The sequence below is a fragment of the Chryseolinea lacunae genome (assembly GCF_016735595.1).
GTDB lineage: Bacteria > Bacteroidota > Bacteroidia > Cytophagales > Cyclobacteriaceae > Chryseolinea > Chryseolinea lacunae.
Genome location: NZ_JAERRB010000002.1, coordinates 478248 through 499977, shown reverse-complemented (window position 1 = coordinate 499977; position 21730 = coordinate 478248). Strand labels below are relative to the sequence as shown.

Below are 21730 nucleotides of genomic sequence, written 5' to 3'. Positions count from 1 at the left end.
ATGAGCATTGCGAACACATTCCCGGTTTTTGAAGCCGATCAGGTGCTAACCAACAAACACCTGAATGGGCTGTTCAACTATTTAGATCAACAAGACCGCCTCACCCGCATCAAGCTCCTGGGCAACGGCATCGTGTGCGGCCTCGACATTTCATACGCACCCAACCCCGGCGTGATCAGCATCACCAAAGGTTGCGGGGTGACCTCACAAGGTTTCCTCATCACCTTCTGCGACCACGTTGGCGAGCAAGGCTATCGCTATGCCATGCCATTCACCCGTCCGCCTTTTCCAAACGATCTTCAGTTGATTTCGCAATGCGGCGAACCTTCGCGCACCAACATACCTTTCTATGCATCGCCCAACTCGCCAAACGGCGACGCCAACAATTCCATCCTGCTCTTGCTGACGGCCAAAGAATTTGAAGCACTGGACAACGCCAACGATGCTTCCCTACTGCCGGCAGCACAGGTATTGGAACAATACGTGGTGGTGCTTTTCCTCGATGTGAGCCAGATGAACCTGAAGAACTGCGACACCAACGACTGCAACGACAAAGGCAGTTTCATGGAACTGGAAGTGAAGCCGTTGCTGGTCCATAAAAAATTGTTGCGGGGTGGCACCGATGGCGGCGGTGAAAAGAAATTTAAACCGGTGGAACTGCGGCGCTACAACGTGCCCGCAAAAACACTGGCCTCATCAGACGATGTGCTCAACGCCTTTGTGGCCTTGCTCGACGACAACACACTGGACCGGCTCATCACCGACCTTGGCCTGTGCTTCGACTATTATAAGATGTTGGTGCCCGACATTGCAGGCAATCCGTTTGGCAACCTGGCGGAATGGAAAAAGAACATTCAGTTCATCCTGAAATCGTATCCCTTCCTCATTCAATACTACTACGATTTTGTAGATGACCTCATCAAGTCCTTCTACGAATTTCGGTATCGCGAATTCACCATCAACACCGAATGTTGTGGCGATGAAATGCGGTTTCCCTTTCACCTTGCGTTGGGCGAAGCGACCGCCACCACCAGCAGCACCGCACAGGCTGCCTACCGTCAATATTTTATTGCCTCACCGCTATTCGATTTGCAGGGCGCGCGTTCGGGCGAGCTGCGCAGTTTGCTGATGCGGATGATTTTAATGTATCAGAATTTTATGATTACGGAAAAAACCTTTCTGGAAAACCGCGAAGCGTTGAGAGGTCCGGTGAAGATCACACCCAGTCAGTATGGACATCATTTCCTGTCGGAGCGCTGCATTCCGTTCTACTACAAGGTGCTGCATGAAAAAGAAGGTGCCGTGCCCGGCGATTTGTATACCTATTGGAACTTTGAAAAAACAAAACGGGGCAACGCCCGCTACAACCTGGGCTATCGTGCCCCTGAATACAACCAAGCCGACACCGTGGTGCACCCGCTGAACTACGACATTGAGTGGTTTAACTTTTTCCGGATCGAAGGTCACATCGGCCGGAACATAAACTCAGCGCTCACCACCGTGAAATCCATTCAGCAAAATTACAACCTCCCCTTCGATGTGGTGGCGTTGAGTGCCGACTACATCGGTGCGCTGGTGAAGGGCGAAGACCCGGAGTGTGTGATTCAGGATCTGGAATCGGACTACCGGGTGCTGATTGCTGAATTTATTTGCGCGCTTCACAACCCGTTTTGTTATGTGTCGAAGCTGGGATTCGCGGCTTCGCGACAGGGCATGATTGCCGACTTCCTGGGGGCACGCGCCGTGGTGAACGATGAAACTACTGCTGATAGAGACGTGCTTGACGACACACCTCCCTCGGCGCTCGACTCCTTGCAGGTGGTGGTGGACCATCCGTTCATTGCTTCGCTGGTGGGTGAGTTTCAAACCACAGCAGCCTACACCAAAGGCAAAATGCTCGCGCGATTGTGTGCACCCGCTGCCAACACGGTGGGCCGGTTCTACATCACCACGGTGACGCGGAACAATGGAAAATTTGTGAATCCTATTCCCGCCAACGCCACGTCGCCACAGCTGGTGTTGCGTCGTCATTTCTTTGAATTTGTAGACAGTGTGGAGAGCATGGTGGAGATGCTCATGAACAATCCCTTGTCTAGCCTGGAAGGCACGCTGTTTAAGCTCGCTTACACACGCTTCGAAACCGAGGTGAGCGTGATCAGCCAGGCCGTGCTTGCACTCTTGAAAAGCCAGGAAGCTAGCGGGCAAAACAACGCGGCCGCAGAATATTTGCGCGACCTGTTTGTGGGCAACGGTCAACGGATGTTGCACACCTGCATCGTGGAAAAGCTGGCCGCGTTGCACAGCGAATATCAGCGACGCCTCGCACAATACCGGCTGGCACGCAACTTTGGCTACTACTTCAAACGACACGGCGGACTGGAACACAAAGCCGGTGTGCCCAAAGGTGGCACGTTCATCCTGGTCTATCACGAAGAAAGAAGACGACGCACGGTAGATGTAAATTCCTTGTTTGTGAATCAAGAGCTGAGCCATGTGTTGCTGGCGCAATTCAAAGCACTGCTGCAACCCGACGTGAGCCTCGATGTGCAGGAAGCAAAAACCAAACTGCTGGCAGAAGCCACACTGCACAAAGATCCCGAGTTGTATTTGCGCTTCCGGGACGTGATGAAACGGTATCTCGACGATTGCAACGATCTTACTCCCGATCGAAAAGCGATCATCACCGGCATACTGGAACAGCCACCGCGGCAGGCACGCTACGAGATACCAAACGGTCTGGTCATCGCCGATTTCTATATCCCCTACCTCTGTTGCAGCGACTGTCCACCCATTGCTTACATTTTGTCGGAACGTCCTTCGATCACGCTCAACAAAGAATATTGCAGAAACGACAAAGGGCCTTATACCATAGAAGTGGAACCACCCGAGGGTGTTCTGAAAATAGATGGCAAGAAAGTGCCGGAAGATGGGTTTGTGCCTTCGGCGTATAAAGAAGGACCGCATACGGTGACGTATACTGTCAACAACAAAACGGTGTCGGCTGTGTTCACCATTGTGGTGCCACCGTCGGTGAAACTATCGCACGAGCCCAATCAGAATTTCGACAACACCGCCCGGTTCAGGCTGGACACCAACGCACGACAGGGCGCCACCTTCGAATGGAACTATGGCGACGGCAAAACGCTTTCCACCACCGACCGCACCATTCTCACCCACTTGTACACAACCACCGAAACAACGCAAAAATTTGCGGTGACGCTAACCGTCGCCGACGGTCCATGCAAGGTGCTGGCCAAAGATTCGGTGACGTTAAATAATCCTCAGATACCCTAAGCGAAACAGCAGGCCATGCCTTCAACAGCAAACCATATCATCGGCAAGCAAACCCTGGAAGTGCACTTCGAAAACGCACGCGAGGGATACGGGTTGCAAAATGAGGTGTCGGATGTTTTCTATGAAAAACTGCTGCCTGCCGTGGAGAAGCTGTTCGATGAATTGGGTAGCGACCGATATTCGGTTTCGCTTGAATCGCTGAGCGTAGACTGTGGCTTGCTGCCCGAAGGAAACTGGGAGCTGGCTTGGGTTGAGCAATCGGTGAAATTGATACGGGAAAAGTTGATGGCATCGCGCACGCTTATAACAACCGGCACCGGTGAACAACGGAAACTCCAGGAGGATTTTATTTTCTTTATTGAACACGGTCACCTGCCCTGGAACGGTAGCGGGGCAAATCGAAAATCGTTCGAAACAATTTCGTTTGATGGTCCTTTTCTCGAAAAGGTGAAAGCGAGCGTCCAACAATCGCCCCGGGTTGCCGAAAGGCTTGTGTTGATTCTGTCAGCGCAAAAGGTAACGGAGATCATAAAGCACTTGGGTAACGACAACGCGGTGAAGGCTACCGACGTGCTGCAAGAGATTGAGAAAGCTCCAACGTCAAAAGAAAAACACCGGCGGCAGGCGGAAGCCATTATGAACTTCAGTGTATCACCAAGTAAAAACCTGCAGTCAAAAAAAAGACAGCCTGAGGAAACGGCACGGGAAGGAATCTACATTTCAAACGCGGGTCTGATCCTGCTTCATCCTTTCCTGCCACAGTTGTTCGAAACCTGTGGGCTGATGGCAGCAGCCCAATGGCGGGATGAAGATGCGCCGCACGAAGCCGTTTCGTTATTGGAATATCTGACCTTCGGTGATGACGACTCCGACCTAAATCAAAACCTTGCACAACTGCTGTGTGGATTGGGCGTTGACGATCCTGCCCACCGTGAAGCCCTGACATCGGCTATGAAGCAAGAATGCGAGATGCTGCTGACGGAGGTGATTGCACATTGGTCGGCGTTGAAAAACACAAGCCCCGAAGCCCTGCGCAACACGTTTCTGAAACGGCCGGGAAAGCTGACACCGTCAACCCACGGCTGGCTGCTGCAAGTAGAACAGAACGCTGTGGATGTATTGTTGGGACGCTTGCCCTGGGGATATGGAACCGTTAAACTTCCCTGGATGAAAACGATGCTGCACACCGAGTGGACCTAGCGATAACAAGAATTTAAGAAGCATGAAAAAAGTAGTGAGCACTATACCATTCTGATCACGCGTCTGTCATGGAACATGTCGCGCAACCTTCCAGTCACTCCACGCCCGTGCGAAAGCCCGAACAGAATTTCTTTGGTCAAAAAAAAGACACGCCATTTTTTCCTCCGTTGATTCAGCCTAAACTAACCATCGGCCCCGTAAACGATCCCTACGAAAAAGAAGCCGATGCCATGGCCGATGCCGTGATGCGAATGCCCGACGCTGATGTTTCCCAGGTCACGTCTGCACCCGCAGGCATTCAAAAGAAATGCGCCGCCTGTGAAGAAGAAGAGCACGTTCATCGCCAGGAAGCCTTGGCAAAATCAGCGACGGACGCGATGGTGCAACGAAAGTGTCCGGCATGCGAAGAGAAAGAGAAAAAACAATCCGTTCAACTTAAACCCGCGCCCGGGCTGGCTGTGCAACGACAATGTTCGGAGTGTGAAAAAGAAGACGCCGTGCAACGAAAGGCAACAGCGCATTCAACCCTCCCCGACGTTTCGCCATCGGTCTACAGCACCCTTCAGTCAGGAGGTAGCCCGATGGACCGTAGCACACGCTCGTTCATGGAAGCGCGGTTTGGCTATGACTTTGCACAAGTGCGCATTCACAACGACGCCGCTTCGCATCAATCCACCGCCGACATCAACGCGCTGGCCTACACACACGGCCACCACGTTGCGTTTGCCGCGGGACAATATCAACCCGGATCAGCCACAGGACGAAAATTGCTCGCACACGAGCTCACTCACGTGATTCAACAAAACGGAAAGACGCAGCAAAAAAGTCAGGAAGGCATAGAACAACACAACCATCACGAGACGGCAAAACCGTCGGAGGCGTCGAAGCAAGTTGGTGATCGTACTTTCACAGCGCCATCGCACGATGCAAAACCCGCCGCAGTAGTGGTGCAGAAAAAATGTGCGGCCTGCGACGAAGAAGTGCATCGAAAAGAAGCCAGTGTTTCACAGCCAACCCCGGCGCTGCGCCATGCGTCAATCGCAACGGCGACACCCGGTTTGAAGAAGAGCGCCTTGCAGGAAGGAAAGGTTGTCGCGGCGGGCATAGCAAACGGACGTGCCTATGCCGCAGGGGCGCCCGCGGATACAAATCGAAAAAACGGATCGCCATCAATCCCTCCCCTGTCGCGACCCATGATCGGCGCCGTAGTGCAACGCGAAGACAAAAAGATAAGACGCCAAAGTGAACCTATACAGGTGCCGTCGACAGACAACGCGAAAGAATGGGAATCTCCCGTGGGGCAGGCATTTTTGTGGAAAAACATCGACTTGCGAAAAATCATTTACCCTCAACGCGAAGATAGCCTTCGCGCCTTCCTGGAAATTGTGAAGAGCTTTGAAGAGAAAGGTTTTTTGCCCGGCGATGCTACAGCGCAAGGCGACGATTTGTCGAAAATTCTGGAGGGTGATCGCGTGGCCATTCAGACAAAGTTGGATGAAGCAAAGACAGAACGAACGGATTTGAAAGCCGAGGTCCAAAATGGCAAAGAAGAAGTTACGCGAATGGAAGGTGAGCTGAAAGTGACGGAGAAAAACCTGAGAGATCTTTTGAAACCCGGAACGGCCGCACAGGCGGCGAACAACGCCAGGATAAAAATTGAAAAGGGAATGAAAACGCTGCTTGACAAAATCGAGTGGTCGCAAAACAATCTTAACTATCTGGAGCTTAAGCGATACAAGCTCTTGAGCAAGGATTATCTTTCACAGAAGAATTTATTTGAAAAGCAGAAAGCCGACGCCATCGAAAAACGTGCAAAGCTATCGGACGACATGAAACCGGTGATGGAGAAATATGAAGAACTGGTGGGCCCACTGGCCGACGCGAAGGCCAGCATCATTGACCAAATCGACGATCAGAAACAATTCAACAAAAAAACAGCAGAACGACTAAAAGCGGTCGAAGCAAGCCTCAAACAACTCGACGCTGACATGAAACGCATTATGAAGGCAGTTGAGGCTGTGAAAAAGCAGGGATCGCCCGGAGGCATGACCAGCAAGCAAAAGAGCGACCTGAGCCAGTGGCGCATGAGTCACTATCGCGGTGTGCTAAAGAACATGGATCACGATGCGCTGCTGCATGAAATCGTTGATGTCTTCAAAAAACACCAAGCGTCAAATTTCTTTCCACCCTGGGTCGAGTATGCCATCATTCATTTTTCAGGCATGCGCTACGCCACCGCGCACGGCACATGGGAAAAAGATCCCAAATCGCTTCTGCTGTTGCTGAAAGATGTAGAGCTCAACGCCGGTTCAGACGAAGACGTGTTGCAACGGATTGGCGAATCATCCAGCGACATCAACAAAGTCGACGCAGCCAAACTCGAGGCACTGTGGGTGAAGTTGCGCAAGCTGGTGAAATCCAAAAATGCTGACAAGGCCGACAAAGTGAAAGAGCTCGCGGGAAAGCTGCGAACGCAATACATCGCCCTGAGCAAGCTCGAAAAATCCACAGACGACTTTGGTAAGGTGATGGAAGAAATAAAAAAACTGGAAGACGACATCGAGGCGCTGCAAGCTGATTTTTCAGACGCCGAGAAGAATGTAGTGACGAAAACACGTACCGAAGAACGACAGCTACTCGTTGGCCTGTTCCGCACCAAAGCCCGAAAGAAAATTAATGCATTGAATGCAAAGCAGGCACTCGGGCTTCTCAAAGAAATGCACGACAAAAAACAAATTCCAGACTTCGCGTGGAAAGAAATTGCCACCTTCACCGAATTGCGCGTTGGGATTTCCGAAAACGAACTCGTGTCGAAGGAAAACAAGGCATTGAAAAAAGTGCCCGTGCCCCCGGGACAGGAAGAAGATTTCGCGCGATGGAAAGCCATTCTGGAAGCGTGGTATAAAACCAACGACCCCACCGCGTGGCGCGAAGAGCAACGAAAAACGTTATCCGTTTCTATTGTCACCTCGCTGGTGTGCGATCAGATCAGCAGCATCCTTCAGCATTCCCGCGGCCTTTCTCCCGCAGGCGGTCTGCGCAAGAACGCGATGTTCTACTATAACCAAGCAAAGTTGCTTGCCAAAGACAAGGCCGTTCCCTGGGATATGAAAACAGTTTGTCCACCGGCACCTTCAAAACCCGTCTTCAAGCGGCCGGGCCGTCTGGACGATTTCAGTTGTGGGGCCAGCATTTTCTGGATGAAGTGGTCGGATCTAGAAATCACAAAACCCTATGCTGCCTTCTACGAGAAGAATGAAGCACCGGTGTTGAAAAAAATCAAGGAGCTTGCCGACAAACGAAAACGGCTACTAAAGGCAGATCCCAAGAAAGAACTGGCGGCCGTTGAAAAAGAACTGGCCGACCTGAACGTGAAACGCAAAAAGATGCTGGAAGATCGCGCCAAGCTGACCATGTTCGAGTCGCAGGAGAACCGGAAAAACAAACCCCCATTCATCCCCGACAATTCCAACATCGTTTCTTCATTCCCGGAAGATGATTTGAAATTGTTTGATACTGAAACGATATACAAGGAACAAAAGGGCAACACACAAACAACCATTGCCGACTACGAAGAAGCGAGCTTCGAAATCAAGAACGGACTGATTCGAAACGGGTGGACATACTCCATAAACAGCGATCGTATTGTTAATGAAACAAAACCAAAAAAAGGACCTCCGAAAAAAACGTTTATGGAGAGCATTATGCGGGTGAAGCCCAACCCGGACCTATGTCCCGACGGAGAAAAGAGTTGTCCGTTGAACTTCGACAACAAGCCCAGCGCAAAGCTGATCAAGCAATGGCTGGTGTGGCAACATCAGGCCACGGTGTTGTTTGTGCGACCACCCGCCACGGTGCTCACCTTTGATACCTCGGGAACTTTTGACGGAACACAGATCCGTGGTCTGAGCGCACGCGAATGGTCGCTCGATAGTTTAACGGGAACCAAGAATGTGTTTGTTGGTTTTGCACCGGGTAACAACATGACGATGTCGTATTTTCTGAACGAAGAAAATCTGTTTGGTTCCGACGCGGTGCCCGCGCCAGATCCGGCAGTCCAGGACCCATCCAAAACCTACTCAGATAAAAAAGACAATGAATAGCACCCAGACAAACCCGTCGGCAAACGGCACAACAACCTCCTGCTATGGCACGACATCGCTGTAAATCACATAGACCTTCCGCGTCATCGCCGGCCTTTCAGTCCGGGGGAAAACCATTTTTTGGTCAGCTCATGTCGTCGGAATTTTCAGCCGACAGCGGCGAGCGCCAGGCCGACGCCATGGCCGACCAGGTCATGCAGGGGCCTGTGGCGAACGGAACGGTGAACCTGAAGCCGGCTTCCGGCAATCACGGAGCCTCCCAATCTACGGCGCCGGCGGGCGTGCAAAAAACATTGCAGTCGGCGGGACAACCGATGGACGCAACAACGCTCGGGTTCATGCAAGACCGGTTTCACCACAACTTCAGCCATGTGCGCATCCACAACGATGCCACGGCCCATCAATCGTCGGCCGAGATACAGGCACAGGCCTATACCCATGGCCATCACGTTGCGTTTCGCGAAGGCCGCTACAACCCGTCGACCAACGCAGGACGGCACCTGCTGGCGCACGAACTCACACACGTGGTGCAACAGTCGAAAGGCACCAACACGGTGCAGCGAAAAATAGAAGTCATTAAACCCGACGACAAAATTCCCAATCCAAAAGGCACCGGGCTCGATCAAACCAACGGCCAGACGGTGGTGAGCTACATGAAAGAAATTTGCGCCGACGCGTCGCCCTCCATCAACAAGGGAAACATCGAACTGGACCAAACGTTTTGCACCGGAACCACCAAAGATGCCAAGGCAAACACGGTGTCGAAAATCAGCAAGAGCAAAACACCAGACGGATGCGCGTGTGCATGCGACATGGTGAACTCGGCAAACACGTTCAAGATCACCATCAGCGACACAGTAGATCCGTTTACGGCCGAAGACAACCGAAAGCTTGCGCGGACCACCGGCACCGGCGCGTCCATCAGTGTGGCGTCGCCCAACGGAAAAACATTTCCCGTGGTGTCGAAGGCCGGCAACGTGATGGACACACCGCCCTGGCTTGTGCTGGCCCACGAGCTTTGCGGCCATGCGTCGGCCATCAACAAAGGGAAAGCGCTCGACGATTTTAACGGCAACGCCACCACGGGCAGAGGTGAACACACGCCCGCCGTGACCATCGAAAATAAAATTCGCGCCGAACACGGCCTGGAAGAACGTGGCACACACCGCGACCCCTGCTGCGGCGCCGAACTGGATGGTGTGGTGACCAACAGCGGATCGAAGAACTGCAAGGATTTTCTGACCACCAAGAAAGCCCACGACATGATGCAGGATCCCGCCACCATCCTGTTCGAATGCCAGAAGTGGCGCGACGAATACAACATCCTGAACGGCACAAGCTTCACCCTCGAACAAACGGTGACCGAAAAAAAAGACGAGAAGCTTCCCACAGAATTCCGCAACGATGTGTTCTTCAACATCGACACGCCACAACCCTGGTTTAACCCCGCCGCCAGTTTCGGGGTGAGCGTGACCGCCGATGGAAAGCTGGGATTTGAAGAAGCGGTCGCCATTATAGACGCTCGCGGCGACATCAAGAAAATACAACTGGAAGGCTATGCTTCAAAAGACAAACCCGCCAACGATCCGGACTACAACACCAGACTGGTGAAGCGACGTGTTGACCTGGTGAAGTCGGAGATGTTGAAGCGTGGCGTGGCCGCGACCTTGTTCACGTCGTTTCAGCCCACCGTGCCGGGCAAGACCTGCACAGAAATTGAAGCGGGCTCCTTCAACTGCAGCGACACCGAAAGCAAAGCCCAGGTCGACCCGAAAGACCGGAAGGTGGTGATCCGATACACCCGAAACTGACGACACAAGCATGGAGAAACCCTTCGACAACATTATTCGCTCGCTCGACTTTTTGCGTGAAGTGACACAGCGACGATTGCAGCACCATTTCAACAAACAAGATCCCACCGGGGTGATCTATCCCGACCTCGCACTGGAAGGCGACGGTGGACCACTGAGCGAATTCATTGCTCACCATCAGCTCACCATTGAAGCCTACATTATTTTTCTGTTGGGGCTTGTGCCACACATTCAACCCAATTTTCTCGATGCCATCATTCAACCCTATCTACCCAACGGAGGCGACTTTGCCGAGATGGGTGGTGTGAAGGTCAGCAACCATCGCGGCATGCTGCCCACCGGCGAAACGGCGCTGTTTATTCTGGGCGGCAACGACATTGAGAAGCGTTTTGAAGTGTCGCACTATTTTTCGCCCGAACACTTCTTTGCTCGCGAAGACATTCTTGTGCTTGAATCGTTGCGCGAAGGCGAGCCACGCCTGAGCGGCCGCATCATTCTGAAACAGGAATTGGTTGATCTGTTCACGCTGGGTTCCATAACAAAACCGTCGTTCGGTCCCGACTTCCCCGCAAAAAACATCACAACGAAAATGGAATGGGGCGATCTCATCCTGAACCCGAAAACGGAACAGCAGGTGCAGGACATCCGCACCTGGCTCGACCACAACAACACCTTCATGCAAACCTGGGGCATGGAAACAAAAGTGAAACCCGGCTACCGCGCCCTCTTTCATGGTCCACCCGGAACCGGCAAAACATTAACGGCCACACTGCTGGGAAAACAATTTCAGCGCGACGTCTACCGCATCGACCTCTCGCTGGTGGTGTCGAAATACATCGGTGAAACGGAGAAGAACCTGGAAAAAATATTCAGCAAAGCCGAACACAAGGAATGGATACTTTTTTTTGACGAAGCCGACGCCCTGTTTGGCAAACGCTCGAACGTTCAAAACGCCCACGACAAATACGCCAACCAGGAAGTGTCGTATCTCTTGCAACGCGTGGAAGAATTTTCGGGTCTCATCATTCTCGCTTCGAACTACAAAAGCAACATCGACCAGGCTTTTCTGCGCCGCTTCAACACCATCGTCCATTTTCCTATGCCCAGCACAGCGGAGCGATTTGCGCTGTGGGAAAACACGTTCCCACCGTTGGCCACACCAGCCCATGACGTGGACCTCCACTACCTCGCCGGCAAATATGAAGTGAGCGGATCGGCCATCGTCAACGTGATTCACTATGCATCGCTTCAGGCCCTTCGCCGCCAGAGCAACATCATATCCAGAAACGATTTGATGGAAGGCATACGCCGTGAGTATGAGAAGGAAGAACGGGTGTTCAGCCTCTAGTGTTTTTGATGAGCGTGATTCAATTTATGGCCAACGGCTGTATCTTTCGTTTTTCAATTTGCACATGACTTTCAAAAGATGGCTCCTGCTCATCGGTTGCATACCGATGCTGACCAGCGAAACAATTCCCGACACCCGCGGATTTCAATCGGACCCACAACAGCGTTGTCCCATCGATGCCATTCCGCACTATCAGGCCGCGCGCATCACCCAGGCTCCCGCCATCGATGGCAAGCTCGATGATGCCGTGTGGCAGACAGCCCGTCGCTCCACGCCCTTCCGCGATCTCATCAACGGCACGGCCACACACCGCGACACCCGGGCCGCCGTGGTGTGGGACGACGAATATCTCTATGTGGCCTATTGGATCGAAGAGCCACAGGTCACGGCCACACTCACGGAACGCGATGCGCCCATCTATCAGGACAACGACGTGGAACTGTTCATTGCAGGACGCGACGGCTACTACGAGCTTGAAATCAATGCACATGCTACGATTTATGAGGTATTGTTTTTCTGGGAGAATGCCTTCAAGCAGTACGGCTACAACACCCTGAAAGAGTTTGATCCAACCCACCCGTTGGCGCGAAAGTTTAACGGCGTCGGCTATCGTTCGCATCCGCGTGGCAAAAGAATCGGCTTCTGGAACTGGGACTATCCCGGTCTGAAAAAAGCTGTGCACGTGGATGGCACATTAAACAACAACACAGACCACGACAAGGGATGGACGGTGGAGTTGGCCTTACCCTGGTCGGGCCTCTCAAGCCTGGCCAAGATCGACGGTCGCGCGCTGCCACCAAAACCCGGCGACGTGTGGCGAATGGATTTCTCGAGGTTCAATACCTATAAAGACGCGCCTCCATCCAAAGATTCCGGAGGCTGGGCCTGGAGCCCACATGGCGTGTGGGACTCGCACGTGCCCGAGTGTTTCACTTTTGTGGAGTTTGTGAAAACGCCGTGATGATACTTCCTTCTTGAGAACCCTTCATCTTTTTCCGGAACTGATGATTCCAGCCAGAAGTACGATCGAAGGGAATATGCAGGTGGCAATATAATTCGGGAGCTACTTTCTGGTTGAATCTGATTTTCTTTACAATTGTGGAATTGGATTCCTAAATTGTAAAGCACTGGTTTACAGATAAAAATAGGACTAGAAACACCCGAAAACGGCCAAATATTCCAAAAGCGTGGAATAAGGAGCTTCACAAGATCAATATCCTATAGCTGATTAGCGAGGATAGATAAGACATCACAGGCTCAACAACAACGCCAACACCATCAGCATTTGCTTGCGAATGGTACGCAAAGTTTTGAACACGGCATTGTAGACCGATTGAATGGTGATGCCGAGCGCGTCGGAGATTTCCTGGTTGGTGCGCTCTTCGTGGAATTTCATGTGGATGAGCTGCTGCTGATGTTTGGACAATGTGCTGATGGCGCGCACCACTTTTTCGCGTTGGTCTTCCGAAAGATCGTCGGCCAAAAATTCATCGTCAGAAATCACCAGGTCGGCAATGTCGTCGTCGGCTTTGTTTTTGTGATGGGCCGAGCGCAGGTTGTCGAGCAGCTTGCGTTTGAGGGAAGTGAAGAGGTAATATTTTATGGACGTGGTGTCCGACAGATTTTCGCGGTTGTTCCAGATTTTCACGAAGAGGTCCTGCACACAGTCTTTCACCAGTTCGTGGTCGGTGCTGATCTTTTTGCCGTAGGTATAGAGCGCGAAGAAATATTTGCGATAGAGCACGGCATAGGCCGAGAGGTCGCCCGACTTGAAATCGCGCCACAGGGTGTGTTCCTGCAACGAGACCACTTCGCCCTTTTGGGGGCTAAGGTCGGCGGATTCGGACAAATTCTTGGCTACGTTCATGGGGGCGATTTCGCTCCACTAAGCTACAAAAATCGCAAAGAATTAATACTGAGGTCACACCTAAAACCGGCTTTCGGTGACAGAAAGCCTGATTCCAACAAAATTTCGCTCATCCGTGTGTTGTTTATGGCATCACTTCACGGTGCCCACCCAGCACGAAATCGATTTCCTTTTCCAGGTATAGGTCAACGCCACCGTGTCGCCAAAGCTGATGATGGAGGGGTAGGAAAATTCGTCGTCGCCTTGGCCGGTTTCGATGTCGAACGGCGGCGACCACGTTTTGCCATTGTCTTTGGAGGCTGTGAGCGAAATGGGGTGACGTGCCCCCCAGTTTTTGCCATCGCGGTTATAGACCAACACCAGCGTGCCATTGTCCAGCCTGGTGATGTCGATGCCGCTGTTGGGGTTAGGCAGGGTGGTCTTGTAGATGGCCGTCCACGTTTTGCCCGCGTCGTGCGAGTCGCTGCGACAGATCACGCCGGCCGAGCTGCGCAGCAACATGTGCACTTCACCCGGAGCCGACTCCCACAGTGTGGGCTGAATCACTCCCTCACCGGGAACGGAGTCGCGGTTCAGGGGAATGAACGCCGATGCCTTCCAGGTTTTACCTTGATCTTCGCTCCGATCCACAAACGCATTCCACACGCCTTTGCGCTCGTTCGATGACGGCGCCAGCCACGTGCCGTTAGAAAGCAGAATAGGTTTGTTCCGCACAGGCCCGCGTCCACCTTTGTCGCCACGAACTAATTCTTTGGCGGCCGACCATGTAGCGCCGTTGTCGCTCGAGACCTTGAACCATGTTTCCCATGCGTCGATGGTCTTGCCCACCTTGAAGTATAAAATAATTTCGCCGTTAGGCTTTTTGAAAAGCACCGGATTCCAATGCGCATCTTCACGAAGCTTCGCCACTTCTATAGGTGCCGACCAGTGACCCGGTGTGCCCCTCGAGAGCCAGATGCCCACATCGCTATGCTTTTCATGTGTGCCTCCAAACCAGGCCACTAAAAACTGATCGCCCGCGCGCACAATGGACGACGCATGACACTGCGGAAAGGGTTGCCCTTCGGGAAACACAAAATCTTTGCTCAGCGTGTTGAAGGTGACGGGGTCGCCTGAAGGTTGTTCGGCCTGGTCTGTGAACCGGATGGAGGTCACATAACGGATGGCCTCCGCGTCCTGCACCGACGCCACCTTGACCAGCGCATCGTTGTTCTGCGCGGGAATGATGGCACTGAAGCAGCAGAGCAGGCCCACAAAAAAGACGACGAGAAGAAGACTGGTTTTTTGTTGCATTGCGATGGTCTAAAGATAAATTCTATTTCACAGGGTAAGAGAACGTATAGGCCGGATATGTTTTATGTTCTTTGATGAACGCGGTGGGCAGTGTAACCGTCACGTTGTCGCCGCTGACTTTCCACTTCACCGCTTTGCCCGTGGCGTTGAACTTCAGCACGGCACCTTTCTTCGGCACGTTTCCTTTCCAGGTAACGGTTGCCGGCGCAGGCTCGTTTTCCGGCAAGAGCACGAGTGCATTGAGCGAACCGTCTTTGTTGGCCGTGAAGTATGTTTTGCCATCGTTGTAGTGATCGGTGGTGCGTGTGTTATAGATGGCCGTTCCATTTTGATTGAGCCACTGCCCAATCTGCTGAAGACGCAACACCTGTTCGTCGAGCAATATTCCTTCGGCTGTGGGACCAACGCCCAGCAGCAAGCTTCCACCCTTGGCCACCACCTCCACCAGCATGTGAATGACCTGCACATCGCTTTTGAAATGATCGTTAGGCACATAGCCCCATGCGCCACCAAGCGTGATGCAGCTTTCCCACGGATGATCCAGCTTTTGTTTGGGTATGCTTTGTTCCGGAGTCTGATAGTTTTCGAATTTGCCGTGCACGGTCCGGTCAACAATGAGCAGGCCGGGTTGCTTGCCGCGGGCCATGGTGGCGATGTGCGGCATGTCGATGTCCTGACTGTAGGGTGGAATGGCTGCTCCCCATGCCCGCACTTCGTCGGTCACGGTTTCGAGTGGTCGCACCCAGCCGCCGTCGAGCCACAGGATGTCGATCTTGCCATAGTCGCTCATCAACTCCTGAATCTGGTTGTGTGTGAACTGCTTGAACATGTTCCAACGCCATGGATTTTTACGGATGTCGTAGTTCACATTGCGGTCGGCTGTGGCATATTTTGGCCACCAATAATATTCGGTGTGCCAATCGGGTTTTGAGAAATAGGCACCGATCATAAAACCCTTTTTGCGAAACGATTCAAAAACATGTTTGGCAACATTCGCTTTGGGATTCGTGCCAAAGGGCCCGTTGGTGATTTTGAAATCAGATTGTTGTGTGTCGAACATCGAGAAACCGTCGTGATGTTTGGTGGTGAACACCAGGTAGCGCATCCCCGCGCTTTGTGCCGCCGCGGCCCACTGATCGGGGTTAAATTTCACGGGATTAAATTCCTTGTTCTTTCCCCAATACCATTTCTTGAAATCGTCGTATGCTATTGTGCTGTCGCGGCTGATCCAGTCTTCGGAACACAGTGCCCACGATTCTATGATGCCCGGCACGGCATAGAGCCCCCAGTGAATGATCATCCCGAATTTCTGATCGCGCCACCGCTCCAGGTTGGCCTTAACCAGCGGATCTTCCGGCGCTTCATATTGTGTGGACTGTTGATGCAAATTCCCTTGAGCGTGTATGCAGACCGATGCGCACAGGAAAAGTAAAACAAAGAAATATTTCATGGTATAGTTTTTGGCTTCGACAGGATTGAAACAGCAAACCAAGGTAGCGATGTGTGTCGTCCACACCATTGATCTCTTCGGTTTTTTTCGATGATTTTATAAGAACGGTTTCTATAAAAAAAGCGGGAGCTGCGCAGTTAAGCGCAGCTCCCCTTTTTCACCAACCCGCATAAAAATGTATACGTGTTATTTTACGTCCCAGAATATTTTGGTCGACGGTTTATCTTTATCAGCCACTTTCGCATAGTTCACGGCATTGAAGGTTTTCTCGTTGGGAGGGTAAACCAAGCGTGAACCCGGAAGTTGGAAATCCACTGCGCTGCCATCGCTGAGGAAGGTAAGCACAGGGTATTTTGTTCTTCTCAATTCAGACCAGCCCTGAACAGACTGGATCAAACCGAAGTCCACCCATTTCTGTGTCCAGATCTTGATTTGTTTCTCTGTTGTTGTGCCCGTGTAGGCCACCTCGGCACTTGCCAACAGGTCGCTGATTTCGTCTGCGGTTACCGGAGCTTCTTTGCCAGCACCCAATGTATTGAGGTAGAAAGTGAACTTCACAGCGTCGGTCACACCTTTCAAGTAGGCGGCTTCTGCGTCGGTGGTGCTTCCCCAACGTTCGAAGGCTTCTGCTTTCAGGAAAGCGGTTTCAGACGATGTAAATACAATGCCAGGGAATTTTGTATTGAACAAAAATGTAGCAGAATCCAGGATGGCATATTTTCCATCGCCGATGTTTTCTTCCTGAGCTGCTGAGTTCAGCGTCACGGGCATTGCGAAATAGTCGGCGTTGTGCACACCTTGATCTGTCGTGTTTTTGTCAAACAGTGAACGCAGTCGTGGATCGTTTGCGGGCTTAAGCACACCGTCGAGCAAATGCTCAGGTGCAATGTAGGAGTTCAGCTCGGTCACCGCGTTGCGCAAGTTGTCATTGTAGGTTGTCTGTGGCGACAGCAGGATGTTGAACGCTGCATCTTCAATGAGGGGATAAGACGCGGGGGCGCTCAGCATCTCCAGAACATCAGCTTTTGCCTTGCTTTCATTCTGGAACGAAATGCGCATCAAGGCACGCAGGCGCAGCGAGTTAGCATAGCGTCTCCATTTGTTGAGGTTTCCTTGCAACAAAATGTCTTGCTTCGTAAACGAGCTTGCCACAAGAGGGTCAAGGTTGGCACTTTCAAAATACGCAGCAGCTTCTTCCAGGCCAGTCAATATGGCGGCGTAGATTTCTTCTGCATTGTCGAACTTAGGTGATGTTGTGGCACCAGAAAGGTTCAGTGAACCTGCTTCCGAAAACGGAATGTCGCCCCACAAATCAACCATCTGCGCAGTCTGGTCGTAGTAAACCACCTTTGCGGCATGCACAAAAACATCAGCGTTTGCTTTCTCTTCGGCCGATAATCCGGCGTATGCCTTTTCAATTTCGCGCAAATGTGCTACCACGCCTCCGGCAGTCGGTGTATAATAATCTCTCCAGTAGTCGTCGAGATAGTTTACTTGTTGCTGATAGCGCTTTGATGTGTTCATAAAGCTCACGGCTTGCGTATACACCGCGGGGTGCATCGCCAAAAACGTACGGACGTTCCAGTATTCCGGACGAACACGGCTGTTGTCGAGCATGAACGTAAAGAATTTACCGATCGATGCTTCCGTTGTTTTTTCCGGATTGAAATATTGCTCCTCGAGCTTGTCCTTACAGGACACCAGGACCCCCAGCATTAGCATGCCAGCAAAGATGCCGACGAATATTTTTCTCATAGAAATATAAGTTTTAAAGTTTAATGTATGCCACAACCCTGTCATTCTGTTGTCAGTTTTTCGTTGTTGTTCGAAACTCGGTTTTGTGTGCATAGTGTATTAATAGATTCGTTGCTGTTTAGAAGCTAGCATGAATAGAGAAACCATAGCTGCGTGTTGCGGCCATCGATCCTTCGTCCACACCTTGTCTTGTCCAGTTAGAGCCTATGGCTACTTCAGGATCCAGGTTCTTCAGTGTTCTGTGCACGTAGAAAAGGTTTCTACCCACCAGCGAAACCTGGATGTTCTGGAAGCGAAGTTTGCTTGCAATGGTTTTGGGCAGATTATAGCTCAACACCACTTCGCGCATTTTGATGTAGTCGTTCTTGTGAATACCTTCTTTTTCATACCATCCGCTGGCCCAATAGAAGCTGTTCAGGTAGTACGTAGCCGCATCCACAACAATGTTGTTGGCAGTACCGTCGCCACTCTTCACACCGTCAAGCAAAACACCGTCGTGAAATTCTGCGCTGGCATGATTTGCCGCCAACACTTTCACGTTGTTCACAATGTTGTAAGGCAAACCGCCGTTTGCCTCATCACGATGTTCCATGGTGCTTTCATACATCCCTACACCATAGGCGTAGAGCAGAGGAGCCGACACCAGTGAACCACCGAAACGGTAATCCAACAGGAAATTCAACGAGAATGCTTTGTACGAAATCGTGTTTGACCAGCCACCTACAGCCTTAGGCTGAACGTTTCCAACTTTTGTGTAGTCAGCGCTCAATTTGTAGAGACCATAGTAGTCTGATGTAGGATCATCATCTACAATGAAATTACCGTTAGCATCCTGTTGACGAGGGTGAGCATAGATATTACCAATTGTCTGACCGGGTTCTGCTTTGATCAACACCGCACCTGCATCGAGATTGTAGGTCGTGTATTCTGTCATCCCGGGAGCAAGGCTATTCACTTTCGTTACCGAATTGGCAAAGTTCAAACGTGTATCCCAACGCACTGCACCAGATTCAAATGGTGTGGCCGAAATGCCCAATTCAACACCTTTCGACGCCAGCTCTCCCAGGTTCGCAATTACCGATGTTGCACCGGTGCTTTGAGGAAGGCTGAGATCGAGGATTTGGTCGCTGATGGTGTTGGAGTAATACGTAAAGTCTAAGCCAATCTTGTTTTGCAAAACTCTCAAATCAAGACCAAGTTCAATTTCTTTTTTACGTTCAGGTTTCAGTTCGTTGTTACCATATTCTCGGGATGCACCCAGCTTCGTAACAGGACCGTTGACAGTTTGCAGTGTAGTTTGTGCGTAGGACACATTTGATCTGTAGGGCGTTGTGCCGTTAGCAATCTGGGCATAAGACGCGCGAACCTTACCAAAGCTGAAGAACTGTGGCAGCTGGAATGCATCTGTGAAGATGAAGCCGGCGTTCACACTAGGATAGAAATAGGCGTTGTTCTTAGGAGGCAAGGTGGATGTATATTCCTGTCTGCCCGTCGCTTCCAAATACAGGTATTCTTTGAAGCTAAGATTCAGTGTTCCCAGGTAGGCATACATCGTTGCCTTGGTGCGGTTTGAACTGGTGGAAAGGATGCCGGTTGAGTTGCTCAAGGCAAACCAGTTTTCATCTACCAGACCGTTAGTGGTACCCGAGCTTTGATCGATGTAGTTTTGAGTCTTGGTTTGTACACCACCCATAACCGCCAGCTTGAACGAAGGGCTAAGGTCTTTGCTATACGTCAGGAAGGCATCAGAATACAAAATTGAATACCGGCCTTGTGAAACAGAATAGCTACCGGTGCTCGATGCACCAGAGTTAAACGCAATCGGATATTCGTTGAATTGTTCTATCTGGTTGCGCGTGCTGGTGAAGTCATTACCCACACGGCCTCTGAACTTCAGACCTTTTGCAATTTCATAGTTCAGCGTTACGCTGGAAATAAGCCTGTCCTGATATTCGTCGTCGTTGTTGCGAACGTTTCTCCACAGGTATTCCAGCAAATCAGTTGCACGAATGTTGTACTTGATGGCTTCCTCAGGATTTCTGTTTGTCTGATTATACAACACATACTTGAAGCCTGTGCTGGTCTGATATTTATTCTGATACACATCCATGTAGTCGGCGCGGCTAAAGAACCCACCATAGTTCGCCGTAAGGCGGTTGATCGACTCGGGGCGGTTGTGAACATGGCCATTCACATAGTTTATCACTACATCGGCACTTACTCTGCTGTTCAGCTTCAACGATGTGTTCAGGTTGAATGAATTCCGTTCCGAATTTGCGCCCGGCGCGATGCTCTTGTAATCCAAACGCGTGAACGACAATCTGTATGTTGCTTTGTCAGAATGTCCCGACACAGCAATGTTGAAGTTCGACGTGTGGCCGGTTTGATAGAAATCCTTGTAGTTGTTTGGCTGTGCCGAATAGCTACGTTTTGTACCATCCCACCAAACCACTTCACGACCATCCATTTTAGGACCAAATTGGCCATAGGCACGGAAATAGGGACGCACACCGTCCACGCTGCCGTCGCCGTCCGTATCGACAGGGATAAATCCTCCATCTTCTGTTGCACCGTTCAGAATGTTGGTTGCGCGGTCATAGCCGGGACCATAGGTATTCTGATACTTGGGCAGGAAAGCCACTTGCTCAACACTGAAGTTGTAGTTGAAATCCACACCAAGACCTTTGGCCTTACTGCCGTTTTTGGTGGTGATCACAATCACACCATTTGATGCTTCCGAGCCATAGAGCGCTGCCGCACTTGCGCCTTTCAGCACCACCAGATTGTCAATGTCGGCTGGGTTGATGTCGAGGATACCGTTGCCGCGAATTTTCTGATCGCTCCAGTAGCCATCGTTGTTTACCGAGCCGCCCGAAGATTGTTCGATGTTCCGGATCATCACACCATCGACCACATACAACGGCTGGTTGTTTTGTGATTTGATGGAGTTGATACCACGAACCTGAACGTTCACTGCGCTGGTTGCACCACCGGGAGCCGTCGAGATTCTTACACCGGGAGCTTTACCATAAAGGGCAGATGCAAAGTTGGTGTTGCCTGCCGCGGTGATCGCTTCCGAGTTAACGCTGGCCACCGAGTAGCCCAACGCTTTCTTTTCGCGTTCAATACCGAAGGCCGTCACAACCACTTCGCCCAATTGCCTGGCGTCGTCTTCCATCACGATATCCACGGTAGTTTGTGAGCCTACCGCAATTTCTTTGGAAACAAAACCAATGAATGAAAACACCAGCACTGCGTTGTTGTCTGGTACGCTCAGCGAATACTTACCGTCAGAGTCGGTAGTGGTGCCTTGGGCAGTTCCCTTCACCAGCACGTTCACGCCGGGCAGGGTCGAGCCGTCACTGCTGGAGGTCACCGTCCCATTGACGACGACCGTGTTTTGTCCCTGCGCAACAAATGCCGTGCAGAGGCATAGGGCAAAAACCAGGTAGTGGAGTTTTACCTTTCTTCGTAAATCTTTCATCATAGAATGAATAAATTAAGTTTAGGATGGACATTAAATAATACATCCCTTCCCGGTTTTGCCGGAAAGAGACACGCGTTTAATTCTTTGGAAAGGGATGAGATAGAAGCCGCGGCCGGCGGCCT

The 21730-nt window shown here is 51.4% G+C and carries 11 protein-coding genes; 6 read left to right on the top strand and 5 right to left on the bottom strand.

Translation table 11 applies throughout. The features are described from left to right. The 6 genes from JI741_RS07820 (at window position 1) to JI741_RS07795 (ending at window position 12717) form a co-directional block, all read left to right on the top strand. Window positions 1-3294, top strand: a complete 3294-nt coding sequence (locus JI741_RS07820) for a hypothetical protein (protein WP_202008487.1) — start codon at window positions 1-3, stop codon at window positions 3292-3294. A 15-nt stretch (window positions 3295-3309) separates the two neighbouring features. Continuing rightward, complete coding sequence (locus JI741_RS07815; protein WP_202008486.1) at window positions 3310-4494, top strand: contractile injection system tape measure protein; 1185 nt, start codon at window positions 3310-3312, stop codon at window positions 4492-4494. Window positions 4495-4562: 68 nt separating this feature from the next. Continuing rightward, complete coding sequence (locus JI741_RS07810) at window positions 4563-8597, top strand: eCIS core domain-containing protein (protein ID WP_202008485.1); 4035 nt, start codon at window positions 4563-4565, stop codon at window positions 8595-8597. Window positions 8598-8728: 131 nt separating this feature from the next. Then, window positions 8729-10408, top strand: coding sequence for an eCIS core domain-containing protein (locus JI741_RS07805; RefSeq protein WP_202008484.1), 1680 nt, complete (start codon window positions 8729-8731; stop codon window positions 10406-10408). A 10-nt stretch (window positions 10409-10418) separates the two neighbouring features. Then, complete coding sequence (locus JI741_RS07800) at window positions 10419-11756, top strand: ATP-binding protein (RefSeq protein ID WP_202008483.1); 1338 nt, start codon at window positions 10419-10421, stop codon at window positions 11754-11756. A 64-nt stretch (window positions 11757-11820) separates the two neighbouring features. Next, the gene (locus tag JI741_RS07795) at window positions 11821-12717 is read left to right on the top strand and encodes a carbohydrate-binding family 9-like protein (RefSeq protein ID WP_202008482.1); all 897 of its coding nucleotides are present in this window, start codon (window positions 11821-11823) and stop codon (window positions 12715-12717) included. Window positions 12718-13005: 288 nt separating this feature from the next. On the opposite strand, the gene JI741_RS07790 is transcribed toward JI741_RS07795, so the two are convergent. From JI741_RS07790 to JI741_RS07770, 5 genes are all read right to left on the bottom strand, one after another. Beyond that, window positions 13006-13623, bottom strand: coding sequence for an RNA polymerase sigma factor (locus JI741_RS07790; protein WP_202008481.1), 618 nt, complete (start codon window positions 13621-13623; stop codon window positions 13006-13008). Window positions 13624-13755: 132 nt separating this feature from the next. Then, on the bottom strand, window positions 13756-14916 hold the full coding sequence (locus tag JI741_RS07785) for a sialidase family protein (protein WP_202008480.1): 1161 nt from the start codon (window positions 14914-14916) through the stop codon (window positions 13756-13758). 22 nt (window positions 14917-14938) lie between these two features. Further along, on the bottom strand, window positions 14939-16366 hold the full coding sequence (locus JI741_RS07780) for an alpha-L-fucosidase (protein WP_202008479.1): 1428 nt from the start codon (window positions 16364-16366) through the stop codon (window positions 14939-14941). 186 nt (window positions 16367-16552) lie between these two features. Next, entirely contained in the window at window positions 16553-18121 is a 1569-nt protein-coding gene (locus tag JI741_RS07775; RefSeq protein WP_202008478.1) for a SusD/RagB family nutrient-binding outer membrane lipoprotein, read from the bottom strand. 118 nt (window positions 18122-18239) lie between these two features. After that, window positions 18240-21608, bottom strand: coding sequence for a SusC/RagA family TonB-linked outer membrane protein (locus JI741_RS07770; RefSeq protein ID WP_202008477.1), 3369 nt, complete (start codon window positions 21606-21608; stop codon window positions 18240-18242). Between the last annotated feature and the right edge of the window lie 122 nt (window positions 21609-21730).

Bases quoted from the DNA above. Each gene is read 5' to 3' on its own strand.
- JI741_RS07790 (WP_202008481.1), bottom strand. From the start codon at position 13,623: ATGAACGTAGCCAAGAATTTGTCCGAATCCGCCGACCTTAGCCCCCAA.
- JI741_RS07800 (WP_202008483.1), top strand. From the start codon at position 10,419: ATGGAGAAACCCTTCGACAACATTATTCGCTCGCTCGACTTTTTGCGT.
- JI741_RS07820 (WP_202008487.1), top strand. From the start codon at position 1: ATGAGCATTGCGAACACATTCCCGGTTTTTGAAGCCGATCAGGTGCTA.
- JI741_RS07795 (WP_202008482.1), top strand. From the start codon at position 11,821: ATGACTTTCAAAAGATGGCTCCTGCTCATCGGTTGCATACCGATGCTG.
- JI741_RS07780 (WP_202008479.1), bottom strand. From the start codon at position 16,366: ATGAAATATTTCTTTGTTTTACTTTTCCTGTGCGCATCGGTCTGCATA.
- JI741_RS07770 (WP_202008477.1), bottom strand. From the start codon at position 21,608: ATGATGAAAGATTTACGAAGAAAGGTAAAACTCCACTACCTGGTTTTT.
- JI741_RS07775 (WP_202008478.1), bottom strand. From the start codon at position 18,121: ATGAGAAAAATATTCGTCGGCATCTTTGCTGGCATGCTAATGCTGGGG.
- JI741_RS07785 (WP_202008480.1), bottom strand. From the start codon at position 14,916: ATGCAACAAAAAACCAGTCTTCTTCTCGTCGTCTTTTTTGTGGGCCTG.
- JI741_RS07815 (WP_202008486.1), top strand. From the start codon at position 3,310: ATGCCTTCAACAGCAAACCATATCATCGGCAAGCAAACCCTGGAAGTG.
- JI741_RS07805 (WP_202008484.1), top strand. From the start codon at position 8,729: ATGTCGTCGGAATTTTCAGCCGACAGCGGCGAGCGCCAGGCCGACGCC.
- JI741_RS07810 (WP_202008485.1), top strand. From the start codon at position 4,563: ATGGAACATGTCGCGCAACCTTCCAGTCACTCCACGCCCGTGCGAAAG.